Source organism: Mitsuokella multacida DSM 20544 (assembly GCF_000155955.1).
Lineage (GTDB): Bacteria > Bacillota > Negativicutes > Selenomonadales > Selenomonadaceae > Mitsuokella > Mitsuokella multacida.
Map to the genome: position 1 here is coordinate 330,991 of NZ_GG697141.2, position 18,107 is coordinate 349,097.

The 18,107-nt window shown below is 58.1% G+C and carries 16 protein-coding genes and 1 other annotated feature; of the genes, 12 read left to right on the forward strand and 4 right to left on the reverse strand.

Annotation, left to right across the window (positions count from 1 at the left end):
- Positions 1–39: 39 nt before the first annotated feature.
- From fba to uraA, 3 genes are all read right to left on the reverse strand, one after another.
- Positions 40–1,038, reverse strand: a complete 999-nt coding sequence (fba, locus tag MITSMUL_RS01595; protein ID WP_040635288.1) for a class II fructose-1,6-bisphosphate aldolase — start codon at positions 1,036–1,038, stop codon at positions 40–42.
- 141 nt (positions 1,039–1,179) lie between these two features.
- Positions 1,180–2,070 carry an RluA family pseudouridine synthase gene (locus MITSMUL_RS01600; RefSeq protein ID WP_005839345.1) on the reverse strand — a complete coding sequence of 297 codons (891 nt, stop codon included), beginning with the start codon at positions 2,068–2,070 and terminating at the stop codon, positions 1,180–1,182.
- Positions 2,067–3,353, reverse strand: coding sequence for a uracil permease (gene uraA, locus MITSMUL_RS01605; RefSeq protein ID WP_005839347.1), 1,287 nt, complete (start codon positions 3,351–3,353; stop codon positions 2,067–2,069). Before uraA ends, MITSMUL_RS01600 begins: the two co-directional genes overlap by 4 nt.
- A 331-nt stretch (positions 3,354–3,684) precedes the next feature.
- Between uraA and MITSMUL_RS01610 the strand changes: the two genes are divergently transcribed.
- The 5 genes from MITSMUL_RS01610 to MITSMUL_RS01630 all read left to right on the forward strand — a co-directional run bounded on the left by MITSMUL_RS01610 (position 3,685) and on the right by MITSMUL_RS01630 (position 9,949).
- Positions 3,685–4,917, forward strand: a complete 1,233-nt coding sequence (locus MITSMUL_RS01610; RefSeq protein ID WP_040635291.1) for an aspartate kinase — start codon at positions 3,685–3,687, stop codon at positions 4,915–4,917.
- Between the two features lie 175 nt (positions 4,918–5,092).
- On the forward strand, positions 5,093–6,337 hold the full coding sequence (locus MITSMUL_RS01615; RefSeq protein WP_040635293.1) for an aminotransferase class I/II-fold pyridoxal phosphate-dependent enzyme: 1,245 nt from the start codon (positions 5,093–5,095) through the stop codon (positions 6,335–6,337).
- Between the two features lie 205 nt (positions 6,338–6,542).
- The gene (locus MITSMUL_RS01620) at positions 6,543–7,169 is read left to right on the forward strand and encodes a DUF47 domain-containing protein (protein ID WP_005839353.1); all 627 of its coding nucleotides are present in this window, start codon (positions 6,543–6,545) and stop codon (positions 7,167–7,169) included.
- Positions 7,162–8,160, forward strand: coding sequence for an inorganic phosphate transporter (locus MITSMUL_RS01625; RefSeq protein WP_005839355.1), 999 nt, complete (start codon positions 7,162–7,164; stop codon positions 8,158–8,160). The genes MITSMUL_RS01620 and MITSMUL_RS01625 overlap by 8 nt, the downstream gene beginning before the upstream one ends.
- 121 nt (positions 8,161–8,281) lie before the next feature.
- Positions 8,282–9,949 (forward strand): nucleoside kinase, encoded by a 1,668-nt coding sequence (locus MITSMUL_RS01630; RefSeq protein WP_005839357.1) that lies wholly within the window; start codon positions 8,282–8,284, stop codon positions 9,947–9,949.
- Between the two features lie 46 nt (positions 9,950–9,995).
- Here MITSMUL_RS01630 and MITSMUL_RS01635 read toward each other — a convergent pair whose 3' ends face one another.
- Positions 9,996–11,417 (reverse strand): alanine/glycine:cation symporter family protein, encoded by a 1,422-nt coding sequence (locus MITSMUL_RS01635; RefSeq protein WP_005839360.1) that lies wholly within the window; start codon positions 11,415–11,417, stop codon positions 9,996–9,998.
- A 298-nt stretch (positions 11,418–11,715) separates the two neighbouring features.
- Here MITSMUL_RS01635 and MITSMUL_RS01640 point away from each other — a divergent pair, with 298 nt between their 5' ends.
- The 7 genes from MITSMUL_RS01640 (at position 11,716) to MITSMUL_RS01670 (ending at position 18,090) form a co-directional block, all read left to right on the forward strand.
- On the forward strand, positions 11,716–12,315 hold the full coding sequence (locus MITSMUL_RS01640; protein WP_005839362.1) for a hypothetical protein: 600 nt from the start codon (positions 11,716–11,718) through the stop codon (positions 12,313–12,315).
- Between the two features lie 481 nt (positions 12,316–12,796).
- Positions 12,797–13,066 carry an ACT domain-containing protein gene (locus MITSMUL_RS01645; protein ID WP_005839366.1) on the forward strand — a complete coding sequence of 90 codons (270 nt, stop codon included), beginning with the start codon at positions 12,797–12,799 and terminating at the stop codon, positions 13,064–13,066.
- Between the two features lie 75 nt (positions 13,067–13,141).
- Complete coding sequence (locus MITSMUL_RS01650) at positions 13,142–14,503, forward strand: PFL family protein (RefSeq protein WP_040635296.1); 1,362 nt, start codon at positions 13,142–13,144, stop codon at positions 14,501–14,503.
- 167 nt (positions 14,504–14,670) lie between these two features.
- On the forward strand, positions 14,671–15,339 hold the full coding sequence (gene nth, locus MITSMUL_RS01655; protein WP_050751620.1) for an endonuclease III: 669 nt from the start codon (positions 14,671–14,673) through the stop codon (positions 15,337–15,339).
- A complete protein-coding gene (locus MITSMUL_RS01660) occupies positions 15,339–15,791 on the forward strand; it encodes an N-acetyltransferase (protein WP_040635718.1) in 453 nt (150 codons plus the stop codon). The genes nth and MITSMUL_RS01660 overlap by 1 nt, the downstream gene beginning before the upstream one ends.
- Before the next feature lie 116 nt (positions 15,792–15,907).
- Positions 15,908–16,139, forward strand: a binding site (T-box leader).
- Positions 16,140–16,189: 50 nt separating this feature from the next.
- A complete protein-coding gene (gene aroF / locus MITSMUL_RS01665) occupies positions 16,190–17,203 on the forward strand; it encodes a 3-deoxy-7-phosphoheptulonate synthase (RefSeq protein ID WP_005839374.1) in 1,014 nt (337 codons plus the stop codon).
- Positions 17,200–18,090 (forward strand): prephenate dehydrogenase, encoded by an 891-nt coding sequence (locus tag MITSMUL_RS01670; RefSeq protein WP_005839376.1) that lies wholly within the window; start codon positions 17,200–17,202, stop codon positions 18,088–18,090. The genes aroF and MITSMUL_RS01670 overlap by 4 nt, the downstream gene beginning before the upstream one ends.
- Positions 18,091–18,107 lie beyond the last annotated feature (17 nt).

An 18,107-nucleotide genomic window follows, 5' to 3' on the forward strand; every position in this document is an offset into this window, starting at 1 on the left:
ACACAGTCTTTTTTATTTGCCGTTTGGTAAGTTCGAAGATTACTTGTTGGCGTTGACGAGTTCCATAACGCCAGCAGCGCTGTTCTGGGAACCGAGAACTTCCTTGATCTTGTGCTCAACGAGCTCTTTGATGTACGTACGGCCATCAGCGCAATACTGACGCGGATCAAAGTGCTCCGGATGAGCGAAGAAGTGCTGGCGGATACCAGCCGTCATAGCGAGGCGCAGATCGGAGTCGATGTTGATCTTGCAGACTGCGGACTTAGCGGCCTTGCGGAGCTGGTCCTCAGGAATGCCGACAGCATCGTCGAGCTTGCCGCCGTTCTCGTTGATGATCTTGACGTACTTCGGGATAACCGAGGAAGCGCCATGGAGAACGATCGGGAACTCAGGGATCTTCTTCTCGATCTCTGCGAGGATGTCGAAACGGAGCTCAGGCGGTACGAGAACGCCGTCAGCATTGCGCGTGCACTGCTCCGGTTTGAACTTGAATGCGCCATGGCTCGTGCCGATTGCGATAGCGAGGGAGTCAACGCCCGTCTCACGAACGAATTCCTCAACCTCTTCCGGCTGCGTGTAAGCTGCCTCGTGAGCAGCAACCTTTACATCGTCCTCGATGCCAGCGAGCTTACCGAGCTCAGCCTCGACGACAACGCCATGCTCATGAGCATAAGCGACGACTTCCTGCGTGCGTTTGATGTTCTCTTTGAACTCGTACTTCGAGCCATCGAACATGACGGACGTGAAACCGTCATCGATGCAGGCTTTGCAGGTCTCGAAATCCGGACCGTGATCGAGGTGCAGAGCGATAGGAATATCGTTGACCTCGAGGGCTGCCTCGACGAGGTGACGGAGATACGGGCCCTTAGCGTACTTGCGTGCGCCAGCGGAAGCCTGGAGGATAACCGGGGAATTCAGCTCTGCAGCTGCTTCCGTGATACCCTGTACGATCTCCATGTTGTTGATGTTGAAAGCACCGATAGCGAAGCCGCCTTCGTAAGCTTTCTTGAACATTTCTTTCGTTCCAACTAATGGCATTTTTCATTACCCCCTAATGAAATCATGTTCACTATACGAACTGACTTCATTATAGCATAGAACCAGCTCTGGGTGTATAGCCAAAAGTCATTTTTTGCGAAAATATCTTATTTTGCGAGTAAATAATAGCAATCATCTGCTTCATCGCTGGAAATCCGAGACAATCTGCGCCATATCGGACGGCAGCGGCACCTGCACGTCGATCTCTGCGCCCGTCATGGGATGGCGGAAGTGGAGCCTTGCGGCGTGCAGGGCCTGCCGCTTGATGCGCGCGAGGTTGCCGCCGTAGAGGTCGTCGCCGAGCAGCGGGTGTCCGAGATGCGCGAGGTGGACGCGGATCTGGTGCGTGCGGCCCGTGTCGAGCACGAGGTGTATGAGCGATAGTTTGCCATCTGTCTGCACGGTGTCGTAATGTGTGCGGGCCGTTTGACCGTCGGGCGAGACCTTGCGCAGGATGATGCTCGGCAGGGCGCGGGCAATCGGTGCGTCGATGAGGCCTTCTGGCGGCGTGAGCTCGCCTTCAATCAAGGCGAGGTACTCGCGGTGGAAGAGCTTGCCCTCGCCATGGCGCGGCGTCAGCTTGTACTGGACTTGCGGGACCTTGGCAATCAGGACGAGGCCTGAGGTGTTGCGGTCGAGCCGGTGCACGGGGTGGTAGGCGTGGTGCTCACCATGCGCTTTATACCAATATAATACAGCATTGCCGAGTGTGCCGTGCGCTTCTTTCGTCGTCGGGTGGACGAGCTGGCCTGCGGGTTTGTTGACGATCAGCAGGTAGTCGTCCTCATAGCGGATGTCGAGCGGCAGGTCCTCCGGCTCGATATCTGAAGGCCGCACGATGTCGAAGGTAATGATGTCGCCCGTCCTGACTTCGGTGCGGGCGGCATTGCAGAGGATGCCACCCACACGGAAGGTGCCGGAGTGCTTGATGCGCTTCCACTGGGTGGAGGAGATGCCTTCGTGCTGCGTCAGAAAAGCCTTGACGGGCATACTCGTCAAGGCTTCTGGGAGTTCGACGCGGATCTGCGTCATTGATGCGTGTTGTCTTCTGCCTTCTGGCCGACGAGCGGCGTCTTGTCGCCGCGCACCATGGCGATGAGGCGGAAGGCGAGGGAGAGGATGATGGCGACGACTGTCGCGAGCGACATGCCCTTGAAGCTGACCGTGCCGATTGTCAGGCTGGCCGTCGAGACGCCGATGCCCATGACGATGGACGTCAAGAGCAGGTTCATCGGGTTGTTGTAGTCGACTTTCGCCTCGACGAGGATGCGGATGCCGGAAGCGGCGATGACGCCGAAGAGCAGCATGGAGACGCCGCCCATGACAGGCGTCGGGATGCTCTGGATCAGTGCGGCGAGCTTGCCGAGGCACGAGAGCAGGATGGCAAAGACGGCCGCGCCGCCGATGACCCAGGTCGAGAAGACTTTCGTGATGGCCAGCACGCCGATGTTCTCGCCGTACGTCGTGTTCGGCGTCGAGCCGAAGAAGCCTGAGATGATGGTCGAGAGGCCGTTGCCGAAGATGGAGCGGTCGAGACCGGGGTCCTTCGTGAGGTCGTGGCCGACGATGTTGCCCGTGACGATCAGGTGGCCGATGTGCTCGACGATGACGACGAGGGAGGCCGGCAGGATGATGAGGATGGCGCCGAGGTCGAACTTCGGCGTGTAGAAGGTCGGCAGGGCAAACCACGGTGCGCTTTCGACGAGCGACCAGTCGACGATGCCGCAGAGCGCGGCGATGATGTAGCCGCTGACGACGCCGATGAGGATCGGGATGATGGAGAGGAAGCCCTTGAAGGCGACGGAGGCGAAGATCGTGATGGCGAGCGTTGCGAGTGAGACGAATATCGCCGTGCTGTCCGTCTTGTCGCCCGTGAGGCCGGCCATGCCCGCGGCTGTCGGCATGAGCTCGAGGCCGATGACGGCGACGATGGCGCCCATCGAGGCCGGCGGGAAAATCACGTCAATCCAGCCCGTGCCCGCGGCACGCACGAGCAGGCCGACGAGGCAGAAGACGATGCCGACGCAGATGAAGCCGCCAAGCGCCGCCTCATAGCTGTACTGTGCGAGCACGAGGAAGACCGGCGAGAGGAAGGCGAAGCTCGAACCGAGGTATGCCGGGATTTTGCCCTTGCAGAGTATGAGGTAGAGGATCGTGCCGATGCCGTTGAACAAGAGGACCGTGGCGGGGTTGATCTTGAAGAGGATCGGCACGAGCACTGTAGAGCCGAACATCGCGAAGAGATGCTGCAGCGAGAGCGGGATGGTCTCGAGAAGCGGCAGCTTCTCTTCGACACCGATAGGACGTTTTTGCAAGATAAGACACTCCTTTCAATCTGATAGCTGTTCTTGCCCTCATCCAATTTATCATAGGATGGGACAGCTGTCCACTTTTCTTGTTTTGCTTTGAAAACACGGAAAATCTTATCATTCAGGCGAAGATACTTCCTGCTTTTGAGGGATATTGTAACGCGATGCGTTTCGCTTGTGTTTTCCTCGAAAACATTTTTACATAAAAATAGCGAAAGATGGTAGACAGGCCGCTAAAATTCTTGTATAATATGTCTCGATTAAACACTTTAACAAACAAAACACCCGCGTTGTCCGTTTGTGGCGGATGCGCCGGTATCTGTTTAGGGGGAGAAACATGGCGCTTATTGTAAAGAAATTCGGTGGCAGCTCGGTCGCTACCACAGAAAAAATCATGAACGTAGCGAAGAGAGTCCTCAGTGAGAAGCAGCCGGGCGATCAGATCGTCATGGTCGTATCCGCGATGGGCGACACGACGGATGACCTCATTACTCTGGCCAATGGCATCACGAAGGACCCGTACCAGTACGCGCGCGAGATGGACATGCTGCTGACGACGGGCGAGCAGGTCTCCATCGCACTGCTCGCGATGGCCTTCAAGTCGCTCGGCCAGCCGGCCATTTCCCTGACGGGGCCGATGGCGGGCATGCGCACGGACTCCGTGCACACGAAGGGCCGCATCAAGGACATCCAGCCGAAGCGCGTCCATGAAGAGCTCGATAAGGGCAATATCGTCGTCGTCGCTGGTTTCCAGGGCGCTGACGAGATTGGCGACCTCGTGACGCTCGGACGCGGCGGCTCAGATACGTCGGCCGTCGCACTGGCTGGCGCACTCAAGGCGGACAGCTGCGAGATCTACACGGATGTCGACGGCGTCTACTCCGCTGACCCGCGCATCGTCAAGAACGCGCGCAAGATGAAGGAGATCACGTATTACGAGATGCTCGAGATGGCGCGCCTTGGCGCTGGCGTCATGCAGCCGCGCTCCGTCGAGATGGGCAAGTACTTCAATATTCCGATTCACGTTCGTTCGACGTTCACGAACAAACCGGGCACGATCATTAGGGAGGATTATACGATGGAAGATAAGGATTTTGTGATCCGCGGTGTCGCACACGATGAGAAGGTAGCTAAGATTGCTGTCCTGGGCATCCCGAACACGCCGGGCATTGCCCATGAGATTTTCTCGGCACTCGCTGAGGCCAACATCGATGTCGACATGATCGTGCAGAGCATCCGCAACATCGAGAAGAATGTCACGGATATGGTCTTCACGGTCGCGACGGATGACCTCGCGCAGGCCAAGAAGGTCGTCGACAAGGTCGCAGACAAGCTCAATGCGATTGCCGTCCTCATCGAAGAGGATGTCGCAAAGGTCTCGATTGTCGGCGCTGGCATGCTCGGCAACCCGGGCATCGCGGCGCGCATGTTCGGCGCTCTGTCGAAGGCCCAGATCAACATCGACATCATCAGCACGTCGGAGATCAGCATTTCCTGCCTCGTCAAGGGCTCGCAGCTCAAGGAAGCAGTCAATGCCATCCACGACGAATTCTTCCCGGCTAAGGCATAAGCAAGAAGGAGCCGCCCCTTTCTTCGGGGTGGCTTTTCTTGTTGGTGCGACTCTATTGTAGGGAAATGTTGAAAAATATTGTATACGTTCAGTATTTCCTCTAGACATGCGAAAGAAAAACGTTTATGATATACCCATCAAAAGGATATTGGTTTGTATGGAAGGGAGTTATTCTATGACGACGAGTATGGCAGCATCTCATGCTGCAAGCAAGAGACTGAAGGATGCGATTTTTGGTGCGAGTGCAGCCTGCCGTGAGGCAGCTGAGAAATACGGTGCCGATAAAGTCACGAATGCGACGATGGGCGTCATGATGGACGAGAACGGCAAATTCGCAAGCATCCCGACGATGGAGCGCGTCTTCCGCTCCCTGTCCATTGAAGATTACGCACGCTATGCACCAATCCCGGGCCTGCCGGACTACCTCGATGCGGTCATCGACCTGACGTTTGCTGACCAGAAGCCGGAGGGTTACTTCGGTGCCATCGCGACGGCAGGCGGCACGGGCGCCATCCACCACGCCGTGGCCAACTACGCAGAGCACGGCGACGATGTCCTGACGGCCGACTGGTTCTGGGGAACCTACAACGTTATCTGCAACGAATGCGGTTCGCATCTGACGAACTACAAGCTCTTCGATGAGAACAACAACTTCAATATCCAGGACTTCACCGAAAAGGTTGATGCAATCATGGCAAAGCAGGACAGCCTGCTGACCATCATCAACACGCCGGCACACAATCCGACGGGCTTCAGCCTGACGGAGGAGGACTGGGACAATGTCCTCGACCTCGCGAAGAAGTACGCTGCCAAGGGCAAGAAGATGAGCATCCTCGTCGATATCGCCTACATCGACTTCGCTGGCGAGAAGAATGAGACGCGCCGCTTCATGAAGAAGTTCGGCAATCTGCCGAGTAACATCCTCGTCATGTTCGCCTTCTCGATGTCGAAGGGCTACACGGCCTATGGCCAGCGCACGGGCGCACTCGTCGCCGTCTCCTCGAGCCAGGAAGTCATCACGGAGTTCAAGGAAGTCAATAAGTACACGAGCCGCGCGACGTGGTCGAACATCAACCGCGGTGCGATGACGTTGCTTACGCGCATCCAGCAGGACAAGAGCACGCTCGCACAGTTCGAGAAAGAGCGCGATGACTACTACAAGATGATCCAGCAGCGCGGCAACCTCTTCATGGAAGAGGCAAAGGCATGCGGCCTCGGCGCCCTGCCGTACAAGGGCGGCTTCTTCCTCGCCGTGCCGGCCAAGGACCCGCAGGCTGTCTGCGACAAGCTGCACGACGACCTGATCTTCGCCGTGCCGCTGAAGCTCGGCGTTCGCATCGCTGCCTGCTCGGTCTCGGCCGAGAAGATGAAGGGCATTGCCCCGAAGGTCCTCAAGGCGCTGCAGGCTGTAGAAGGCTGATATACCGCCGCTCAATGCCTGAAAACAGCAAGGCCCGGCATCCGTTTCCCATGACGGATGCCGGGCCCTTTTTCGTCGTGCGTCAAAAGTTTTTATTGATGTGTACCGTGATTGATGTTATAGTTTAATTGTTAAGGTTTGTTAACACTGCACTACAATGCAATAGGTTCGTTTTCGTTCATGATCTAGGAGGACGCAGAAGAAGATGTTTAAGTTCAAGCAGAAGGACAGCGAGTTCTTTGACTTGTTCGTGGAAAGCGCCCAGTATTTCTACCAGGGTGCGCTCATGATGGACGAAGTCATGCTGGATTACAGCAAGGCCGCTGACAAGGTGAAAGAAGTTGTTGACCTCGAGCACGCAGCCGATGCCGTAAACGATAAGATCATCGATAAGCTGAATCTGACTTTCATCACGCCGATTGACCGCGAGGATATCTACGCACTGGCCAATGGCCTCGACGATGGCGTGGACAATCTGCAGGGGACGCTGCAGCGCATCGTGATGTACCGCACGGGCAAGGCGATGAGCGGCGCAGTCACACTGACGAAGCTGCTCATCGAGAGCACAGAGGAAATCATCCGCGCGTTCTCCCTCTTGAAGAACATCCGCAAGAATCAGGCGCAGATCCTTGAGGCGACGCACAAGATCGGCCGCCTCGAGAGTGAGGGCGACCGCGTCTACCGCCATGAGGTCGCCTACCTCTTCGACAAAGAAAAAGATCCGATCGAGCTCATCAAGTGGAAGGACATCCTCGAGAATCTCGAGAATACGCTCGACCACTGCGAGAAGATCGCGGATATGCTCCGGGGAGTGGTAATGAAGTATGCCTGAACTCCAGCTTTTGATCTTTACAGTCATCGGGCTCGCACTGCTGTTTGACTTCATCAATGGCTTCCACGATACGGCGAATGCCATTGCGACATCGGTCTCCACGCGCGCCCTGCATCCGAGCCACGCCATCATCATGGCGGCATTCCTCAACTTCCTCGGCGCGATGTACAGTACAGGCGTCGCGAAGACCATCGGTGCGGACATCGTCAAGTCGGCCCAGCACGTCGATGAGCACGTCATCATCGCGGCCTTGATGGGCGCCGTCATCTGGAACCTCATCACCTGGTGGTTCGCCGTGCCGTCGAGTTCCTCACATGCACTCGTCGGCGGCGTCATCGGTGCCGTGCTCGTCTCCGTCGGCTCGGACGGTCTGAATTTCTACGGCATCGGCAAGATCGTGCTCTCGCTGATCGCCTCGCCAATCATCGCCATCGTGACGGGCTGCCTCGTCATGACGCTGCTCTTCCGCATCTTCGGGCGGTTCAGTCCGTCGGCCATCAACGGCAAGTTCAAGAAGATGCAGATCCTCTCGGCTGCGATGATGGCCTTCTCGCACGGCTCGAACGATGCGCAGAAGTCGATGGGTATCATCACGTTGGCGCTGCTCTCGGGCGGCTACATCGATGTCTTCGAGGTCCCGACGTACGTCAAGGTCCTCGCGGCGACGGCGATGGCCTGCGGCACGGCCGTCGGCGGCTGGCGCATCATCAAGACAATCGGCGGCAAGATCTTCAAGCTTGAGCCGATCTCTGGCTTCGCAGCTGATCTCAACTCGTCCATCGTCATCTTCTCGGCGACGCTCCTGCACCTGCCGGTCTCGACGACGCATGTCGTCTCGGGTTCCATCATGGGTGTCGGCACGGCCAAGCGCGTCAATGCCGTCCGCTGGGGCGTTGCCCAGCAGATGGTCACGGCTTGGGTCCTGACGATCCCGTGCACGGCCGTGATGGGCGCAGTTGCCTACCAGTTCGTACTCTGGATCTTCAGGTAAAGGCGCGCAGGGACTGCAATCCTGCCAAATGAACTGACATTTGGACCGGAACATGTGCTACAATAGTAGTAACACATGTTCCGGTTTTTTGCATCTGACGTCAAGAGAAGGGGGTAATCCTATGTTCGTCACGATACGAAAGGAAAGGAATGTCCTGCCGCAGGTCCTGCCTCGCGACCTCGCGGCGGATTATCAGCAGGAGTACGCGAGCCGCATCGTCGCCGTCAAGCTCGACAACACCTTGCACGACCTGCAGACGCCGGTCGGCAAGTCGCGCTCCATCGAGTTCGTTGAGCTCGAGAGTGAAGAAGGCTGGATCATCTATCGCCGTTCGGTGGAATTCCTGCTCGTCATGGCCGTGCACGAGCTCTATCCGGAGGCCGAGGTCGCGGCCATGTTCCGCGCTAACAACGGCCTCTACTGTGAGATCAGCGTGCCGGGCAAGAAGCTGACGGAGGCGATGGCCCAAGCCATCGAGGCGGAGATGCGCCGCATCGTCGAGGAAGACCGGCCCATCGTCAAGGAGGTGCTCGAACGAGAAGCGGCCGTCAAGCTCTTCAAGGAGACGAAGCAGGTCGAGAAGGCCAACCTCATCGCCTCGCTTAAGCTGCCGAAGGTCAGCATCTACCGCTGCGGCGACTACTACGACTACCTCTACGGCGCGATGATCGGCTCGACCGGTCACCTTGGCAAATTCGCGCTCGACATCTTCGAGTCGGGTGTCCTGCTGCGCACGCCGGACCTCAAGAGCAAGGGGGAAGTGCCGCCTTCCGTGCCGCAGCCGAAGCTCTCGGAGGTGCTGACCGAGGCGAAGAACTGGGCCAACATCCTGCGCTGCCGTTATGTCACGGATCTCAACCGCGCCATCCGCTCGGGCCGCATCAGCGAGGTCATCCGCGTCTCGGAGGCCCTGCAGGAGAAGCACATCGCTGAGATTGCCGACTACATCGCCAAGCACCGCCAGAAGCTGCGCCTGATCCTCATCGCGGGCCCTTCTTCGTCGGGCAAGACTTCCTTTGCGCAGCGCCTGCGTGTCCAGCTGCAGGTCATGGGCCTGCGCCCGTTCTCCATCTCACTCGATAATTACTTCGTCAACCGCGAGGACACGCCGAAGACGCCGGCGGGGGCGTACGACTACGAATGCTTGGAGGCGCTTGATGTCGACCTCTTCAACAAGGATATGTTCGCCCTGCTCAAGGGCGAGAGCGTCGTGCTGCCGCGTTACAACTTCAAGACGGGCGAGCGCGAGTGGGAGGGTCAAACGCCGCTGACACTTGAGAAGAGCCAGCCCATCATCGTCGAGGGCATCCACGGCCTCAACGAGAAGCTCACGGCAGCCATCCCGCGCGAGTACAAGTTCAAGATCTACGTCAGCGCGCTGACCCAGCTCAACATTGATGCGCACAACCGCATCCCGACGACCGATGCGCGCCTGATCCGCCGCCTCGTGCGCGACTATCAGTTCCGCGGTGCGAGCGCGCTGAAGACGCTCAAACAGTGGCCGGATGTGCGCCAAGGGGAGGAGAAGTACATCTTCCCGTATCAGGAAGAAGCCGATGTCATGTTCAACTCAGCGATGATCTACGAGCTATCGGCCTTGCGCCGCTATGCCGTGCCGATGCTCGAGGCCGTGACGCCGGATGTACCGGAGTACACGAAGGCACGGCGCCTGCTCGACTTCTGCCAGTACTTCCTCGACCTGCCCGACGAGGAGGATGTGCCGAACAACTCCATCCTGCGCGAGTTCATCGGCAAGTCGGTGTTCTTCAAGGGCGAAGACCAGGTATGAAAAAAGAGCTGTCACATTGCTGTGGCAGCTCTTTTTGTGCGCGGGATCATTTGATCTTGTCTACACCCCAGGCGTGGACGCCGTCTTCGTCGCCTAAGATGGCGGGATCGAAGGTCGGCTCCTTGTGGCCTTCTCGCTTCTGCTTGACGTAGTCAAACAGGGCGATGCGCGCGTATTTAGAGAGGCGCAGGACGGCGTAGAGGTTGGTCAGGCAAAGGAAGCCCATGAAGAGGTCGGCGAGGTTCCAGACGAGCGCGAGCTCGGCCATGCAGCCGAAGAAGACCATGAGCACGACGCCGGCGCGGAAGAGGAGCAGGTACTTCTTGGTGTTGCCCTCGAAGAAGGCGATGTTGATCTCGCCGTAGTAGTAGTTGCCGACGATCGAGCTGAAGGCAAACATCAGGATCAGGATGGAGATGGCTGCAGGAGCCATCGGCCCGAAGATGCTCGCAAGCGATGCCTGTGCGAGGGCGATGCCCGTGAGCTCGCCGCCAATCGTGTACTGTCCCGTCAAGAGGACGATGAAGGCCGTGGCGGAGCAGACAATCCAGGTGTCGACGTAGACGCCGAAGGACTGGACGAGGCCTTGCTTGATCGGGTGCGAGACATCGGCTGTCGCCGCGGCGTTTGGCACAGAGCCCTCGCCGGCCTCGTTGGAGAACAGGCCGCGCTTGATGCCCGTGATGACGGCCGTGCCGAGGCCGCCGCCAACGGCTGCCTGCGGCGAGAAGGCATCGTGGAGGATCAGGGCGAACATGGCGGGGACCTGATCGATGTGGATCACGATGATGGCGAAGGCCGTCAGGAGGTAGATGCCAGCCATGATGGGCACGAGGAACTCGGTGAACTTCGCGATGCGCGACATGCCGCCAAAGATGACGAGGGCGGTCAGTACGCAGAGGAAGGCAGCGGAGTAGATCGGCTCGATGCCGAAGGCCGTCTGAGCCGAAAGCGCAATCGTGTTGGCCTGCACGGATACATAGATGAGGCCGAACGTCACAGAGATCAGGAAGGCGAAGAGCTTGGCCACACCGGGCTGGTGCAGGGCGTTCTTGATGTAGTAGGCCGGGCCGCCGTGGAACTTGCCGTTGCCGCGCGGCAGCTTGTAGATCTGGGCGAGTGTGCTCTCGATGAAGCCTGTCGCGCAGCCGAGGAAGGCGATGGCCCACATCCAGAAGACGGCGCCGGGGCCGCCCGTGACGATGGCAATCGCGACGCCCGCGATGTTGCCGACGCCGACGCGCGAGGCCGTGCTGACGCAGAAGGCCTGGAAGGAGCTTATCGCATCGCCCTCTGTCTTTTTGCCGATGCCTTCCGTCAGCAGGCGCAGCATCTCGGGCAGCATGCGCAGCTGCACGAGATGCGTGGAGAGCGTGAAGTAGATGCCGCAGCCGACGAGCACGACGATGAGCACGTACGACCATAGCACGTTGTTGATGGCCGAGACCACCGTATTCATTGCATCCATAGATGATACCTCATTTCTTTGATTCTTTGGGAACCGTGTTCTTTAAATCAATCACAATCTATGACAGAAATACATATTTATTATAAAGAAATCTTCTAAGGAGGTCAAGAAAGAACGCGATGGAATGCGAAAAAAGAGGCGAAGTGTAACAGATGTCACGGCGAGAAGCGTGCATTGCCGATAGAATAACAGGCAGGACATGATACGAACTGCCATTACAAACCCTTAACGAAATCTTTACTGAAGTTAACAAGCGCCGTGCCTGCCATGGCGTCGCTGCGATACAGGAGGTCTTTTCATGAGTATGTTTTTAGCGCCAATCCACTTCATGGTGTACGGTAAGAACCAGCTGCAGGAGCAGCTCATTGCGCGCATTGCCGAGCGGGCGGCTGCGGAGGGCTGGGCCACTGCCGAGGCACTCGATGCCTACTGCAGCCATGAGGACCGGCCGCTCGATGCGATCATCGACGTCTCGAATATCCACGGCTGGCTCTCGAACAGCATCGCCGATGTCGAGCATCGCCTCGCGGCGCTCGTCACGGGGCTCCTGTTCGGCCATCCGGAGCGCCTCTCTGTGCTCGAGGAAGTGGCGTATGAAGAAGGCAAGAAGCAGGCTGCACCGGCCGATGCCGAGGCAGGCGAGCTCTTCCAGTATCTGACGACGCACCTCGTCGACGGCATGCCGTGCGATGGCGTCAACATGATGCGTGACCAGACGGCCGAGACGTTCCGCTGGGACAAGACGGCAGATGTGCACAGCCACTACTGGACGGAAGTCGAGGGCAGTCCGGCTGTCTATCAGGCCCTGCGCGGCAAGTTCATCGAAGGCCTGCTCTCCTCGACGGACTATGCGATTAGCACAGATGACGGCACAAGCTTTATTCTGCAGAAAAATTGAAACAATGTACCGCAGCATACGCTGCGGTACATTGTTTTTTAATGCGCGAAAATAGAAAAAATTTTCAAGAAAACTTCTTTTTTAGCTCGTATTGACGTGGAATCGGTATCGTGCTATGGTAATTACATCATCAAATCACAGATGAAATCGTGAAAAGACAGGGGGTTTTTCCATGAAGAAGATTGTGAAGCACGTCTTCAAGTCCTATGCAAATGTAGAGGCTCTGGGCAAAGTCATCAGCTGGAATGCATGATCTTGCCAGATGAGGCTCGTATAAAGGAATAGCACGAAATGAGACGGAGAACGCGGTGTTCTTCGCCTTTTTTGTATATAGAAGGAATGAAACGGCGAGAATTTTCACTGTAGCTATTGGTTTTTTCAAGAAGCCTTGCTATAATGGAGAAAATAGTTTGTGTGGGGACATTGTTCCACCTGATGCAAACGGTGTTATACATCTGGTCAATGAAGGAGAAATGTGTAAATGAAACTGGTAGTAACTGTTGTTGGTAAAGACCGTGTCGGCATCATCGCGATGGTCAGCCAGATCCTCGCCGAGAATAATGTCAACATCCTCAATATCAATCAGAACATCATGGATGGCTTCTTCAACATGGTCATGATCGCGGAGATCAGCGCGAGCAAGATCAACCTCGTAGACCTGCAGAAGACGCTCAAGGAGAAGGGCAAGGAGATCAATGTCGACATCAAGGCACAGCATGAAGACATCTTCAATGTCATGCATAACGTCTGAACGGACGGCAAGGATACCGGACTGACTTTTGATGACTTTGATGATTTTGATGACTTTTAGGAGGAAAAGAGCTCTGTGATAACGATAGATGATATTTTAGAAACAAACCGCATGATTACGGAAAATAAGCTCGATGTCCGTACCATCACGATGGGCATCTCGCTGCGCGACTGCGCACATCCGAACATCGACAAGTTCTGCCAGAATGTGTACGACAAGATCACGAAGTCGGCGGAATTCCTCGTCAAGACGGGTGAGGACATCGAGACAGAATACGGCATCCCCATCATCCACAAGCGCGTCTCCGTTACGCCAATCGCCATCGCAGCCGATGCCTGCAAGACGGACTCGTACGTGCCGGTCGCTGAGGCGATGGACCGTGCGGCCAAGGAAGTCGGCATCAACTTCATCGGCGGCTTCTCGGCCCTCGTCGAGAAGGGCTTCACGCATGGCGACCGCGTGCTCATCAACTCGATCCCGCAGGCACTCGCGACGACGGACCTCGTCTGCTCTTCGGTGAACCTCGGCTCGACGAAGACGGGCATCAACATGGACTGCGTGCGCGAGATGGGCGAAGTCGTCAAGCGCACGGCAGAGCTCACGCGCGACCAGCAGGCGCTCGGCTGCGCGAAGCTCGTCATCTTCTGCAACGCGCCGGGCGACAACCCCTTCATGGCAGGTGCGTTCCACGGCGTCAGCGAGGCGGATAAGGTCGTCAGCGTCGGCGTATCGGGCCCAGGCGTCGTCAAGCATGCGCTCGAAGACCTCAAGGGCGCGGACTTCACGGAAATCGCGGAGACGATCAAGCGCACGGCCTTCAAGATCACGCGTGTCGGCCAGCTCGTCGCGCGCGAGGCGTCGAAGCGCCTCGGCGTGCCGTTCGGCATCATCGACCTCTCGCTGGCCCCGACGCCAGCTGTCGGCGACAGCGTCGCGCGCATCATCGAGGAGATGGGCATCGAGAGCTGTGGTGCACCGGGCACGACGGCGGCGCTCGCCCTGCTCAACGATGCCGTCAAGAAGGGCGGCCTCATGGCTTCTTCGCATGTCGGCGGCCTCTCGGGCGCTTTCATCCCGGTCAGCGAGGATGAGGGCATGATCCACGCGGTTGCTGAAGGCAGTCTCTCCATCGAGAAGCTCGAGGCGATGACCTGCGTCTGCTCGGTCGGCCTCGACATGATCGCCATCGAGGGCGACACGTCGGCTGCGACAATCTCGGGCATCATCGCAGATGAAGCGGCCATCGGCATGATCAACAACAAGACGACGGCCGTCCGCGTCATCCCGGTCCCGGGCAAGAAAGTCGGCGACACGGTCGAGTTCGGCGGCCTGCTTGGCTACTGCCCGATCGTGCCCGTGCGCAACCAGTACAGCTCCGAGGCGTTCATCGCGCGCGGCGGTCGCATCCCTGCACCAATCCGCAGCCTGACGAACTGATGGCGTTCATGGCTGCGAGGACTGTAATGGTGGATGACAGGCACCTGTCACTTGCCAGACGTCTGGAATCTGCTATAATGGAATAAAATCGTGAAACTCAGGAAAGGGCTCAATTCATGGATTGGGCCCTTCCTTTTGCCATTTTTGCAGAACAGGAAGTGGATTTTATGCGTGTAACGAAAAAGATACGAGATGAGCAGCTGGCCATCCTCGAGGAGACGTACCGCGGGGCGAAGCCGGAGCTCATCTTCCGCAACCCGTTTGAACTCCTGATCGCCGTCATCCTCTCGGCGCAGTGTACCGACAAGCGCGTCAACGTCACGACGAAGCGCCTCTTTGCCAAGGTCAAGTCGCCAGAGGACATCGTGGCGATGGGACTCCCCACACTCGAGAACGAGATCCGCGATTGCGGACTCTTCCGCAATAAGGCGAAGAACATCCTCGCGGCCTGCCAGATGCTCTGCACGGAATTCGGCGGCGAGGTGCCGGACGATTTCGAGGCGCTCCAGAGGCTGCCGGGCGTCGGGCGCAAGACGGCCAATGTCGTCATGAGCGTGGCCTTTCACCATCCGGCTATCGCGGTCGACACGCACGTCTTCCGCATCGCCAACCGGCTGCAGCTCGCGACAGGCTCCACGCCGCTGGCCGTGGAGCAGGGGCTCATGAAGAACATCCCGAAGGAGAAGTGGTCGGATGCGCACCACTGGCTCATCTGGCACGGCCGCAAGATCTGCAAGGCGAGAAAACCCGCCTGCGACATCTGCCCGCTCGCGCCCGTGTGCCCGAGTGCAGAGCCGCTTGCAGGGCAGGAATCGAGTAAAGGAGCAGAGAAATGATGCAGTACAGGAAGGCAACATTTGCCGATATTGAAGCGATATACCATCTCGTGAACGATTATGCGACGGACGGCGTCATGCTCGCGCGCTCGCGCAACACGCTCTATGAGACCCTGCGCGACATGATTGTCGCGGTCGATGAAGAGGGCAGAGTGGCTGGCGTCGGCGGCCTGCACATCATCTGGGACCGCCTGGCGGAGATCCGCACGATGGCGGTCTCGCCAGAGCTGACGCGCCAGGGCATCGGCGCGGAGATTGTCCGCCGCCTCATCGAGGAAGGCGATGCGCTCGGCGTCGAGAAGTACTTCACGCTGACCTACAAGCCGGGCTTCTTCCAGAAACTCGGCTTCCAGACCATCACGAAGGAAGAGCTGCCGCATAAGGTCTGGAAGGAATGCATCGACTGCCCGAAATTCCCGAACTGCGATGAGATTGCGATGGTCCGCGTCTGATTGACAAGGAAACAGGGTTGTGTGCTGGGATTTGTCTTTGTTGTACAATTTTTGACGATTCCAGCGATGATGTGTTGACATTCTGTAACAAATCTGTTATGGTAATATACATCAAGTAAAATGCGAGGAATGAGAGAAGTAATCCCTGAGACTTCCTTGAAGAGAGCGCTGGGCTGGTGTGACAGCGCAGGGAGAGGGGACGAAATACACTCAGGAGCAGCAGGCTGAAGAGAGTAGGCCCCGCCGGAATGCCACCGTTATCAGAGGCTAGGATATGTCAGTATCCGAAGTGAGAGGCTTGCGTCAGCAAGCAGGGTGGTACCACGGGTATATCGGCTCGTCCCTGTAGAGGGGCGGGCTTTTTCTATTCTTCGGGGGATTGTCAGGAGGAATTCATTATGATCATTGTCATGAAACCAGATGCTACGAAAGAGAATATCCAGAAAGTAGAAGAGCGCCTGCAGCAGGTCGGCCTCAAGGCCCATCTGTCGACGGGCGAGGACTGCACGATCATCGGCGTCATCGGCGACCGCAAGAAGATCGCCAACCTCGAGGTCAGCATGCTCGAGGGCGTCGAGAAGACCGTGCGCATCACGGAGAAATACAAGCTCGTCAGCCGCCACTTCCATCCGGAGGACACGATTGTCGATGTCGACGGCGTCAAGATCGGCGGTAAGGAAGTCGTCGTCATGGCAGGCCCGTGCTCGGTCGAGAGCATCGAGCAGCTGCGCGAGGCCGCCAAGGCGGTCAAGGCGGGCGGCGCGAAATTCCTGCGCGGCGGCGCGTTCAAGCCGCGCACGAGCCCGTACGACTTCCAGGGCCTGGCTGAAGAGGGCCTCAAGATGCTGCGCGAGGTAGCCGATGAAGAAGGCCTCAAGGTCGTCACGGAAATCGTCGACAAGGACGACATCGAGCTCGTCGGCAAGTACGCCGACATCTACCAGGTCGGCGCGCGCAACATGCAGAACTTCCAGCTCCTCAAGGCGCTCGGCAAGGCTAAGAAGCCGGTCATGCTCAAGCGCGGCCTCGCGGCGACCATCAGCGAATGGCTCAATGCGGCGGAGTACATCATGGCGGGCGGCAACGAGCAGGTCATCTTCTGTGAGCGCGGTATCCGCACGTACGAGACGTTCACGCGCAATACGCTCGACCTCAGCGCCGTTGCAGCCATCAAGGAGCTCTCGCATCTGCCGATCATCGTCGACCCGAGTCATGGCACGGGCCGCTGGGAGATGGTGCGCCCGATGGCGCGCGCCGCTGTCGCTGCTGGCTGCGACGGCTTGATCATCGAGGTACACCCGCATCCGGAGGTCGCACTCTCTGACGGCGACCAGAGCCTCACACCGAAGAACTTCAATGCTCTGATGGGCGAGCTCGGCAAGATCTGTGATGTCATGGGGCGCACGTTATGAGCTGCCTCAAACTTGCCATCATCGGCGTTGGACTCATCGGCGGCTCGCTCGGGCTCTGCCTCAAGGACAAGCTCGGCGAGGACATCTACATCACGGGACTCTGCCGCCATCAGGCCTCGATGGACCGGGCCGTCGAGCTCGGGGCTGTCGACTACGCTTCTGCCGACGTCGAGGCGGTCGTCCGCGATGCCGACATCGTCTTCCTGAGCCCGCCCGTGCTGCAGATTGTGCCGATGGTGGAGAAAATCCTGCCGTACCTCAAGAAGGGCTGCATCCTGACGGATGCGGGCAGCACAAAAGGCTACATCTGGCAACATTTGCAGAAGATCCTGCCGCCGGACATCTACTACATCGCCGGCCATCCGATGACGGGCCGCGAGAAGAGCGGCGTCGATGCCGCGATGAAGGACCTCTTCGTCGGTAAAGCGTACGTCATCGTCGAGGACACGGGCGCACCGCCGGAGGCCCACGAGAAGCTCATGAGCGTGCTCAAATACACGGGCGCGAACTTCACGACGCTTGACATCGCCAAGCACGACCGCTGCGCGTCTGTCATCAGCCATGTACCGCATGTCACGGCCGCCGCGCTCGTCACGCTGCTCGACCGTTCGGGTGACGACCGCGAGTCCTGCATCAAGCTCATCGGCGGCGGCTTCCGCGACACGACGCGCATCGCCTCGTCGAATGCCGATATGTGGGCCGACATCTGCATGACGAACGGCGAGGCCATCGCGAGCGATCTGCGGCAGCTGCAGACCATCCTCGGCGAGGTCATCACAGCCGTCGAGCATCACGACCGCCAGACCGTCCACGATTACTTTGCGGCGTCCAAGGAACTGCGCGACCATCTCCTGCAAGATGCCAGCAAGAAGTTCGACCCTAACTGAGTATGTCCAACACCCGT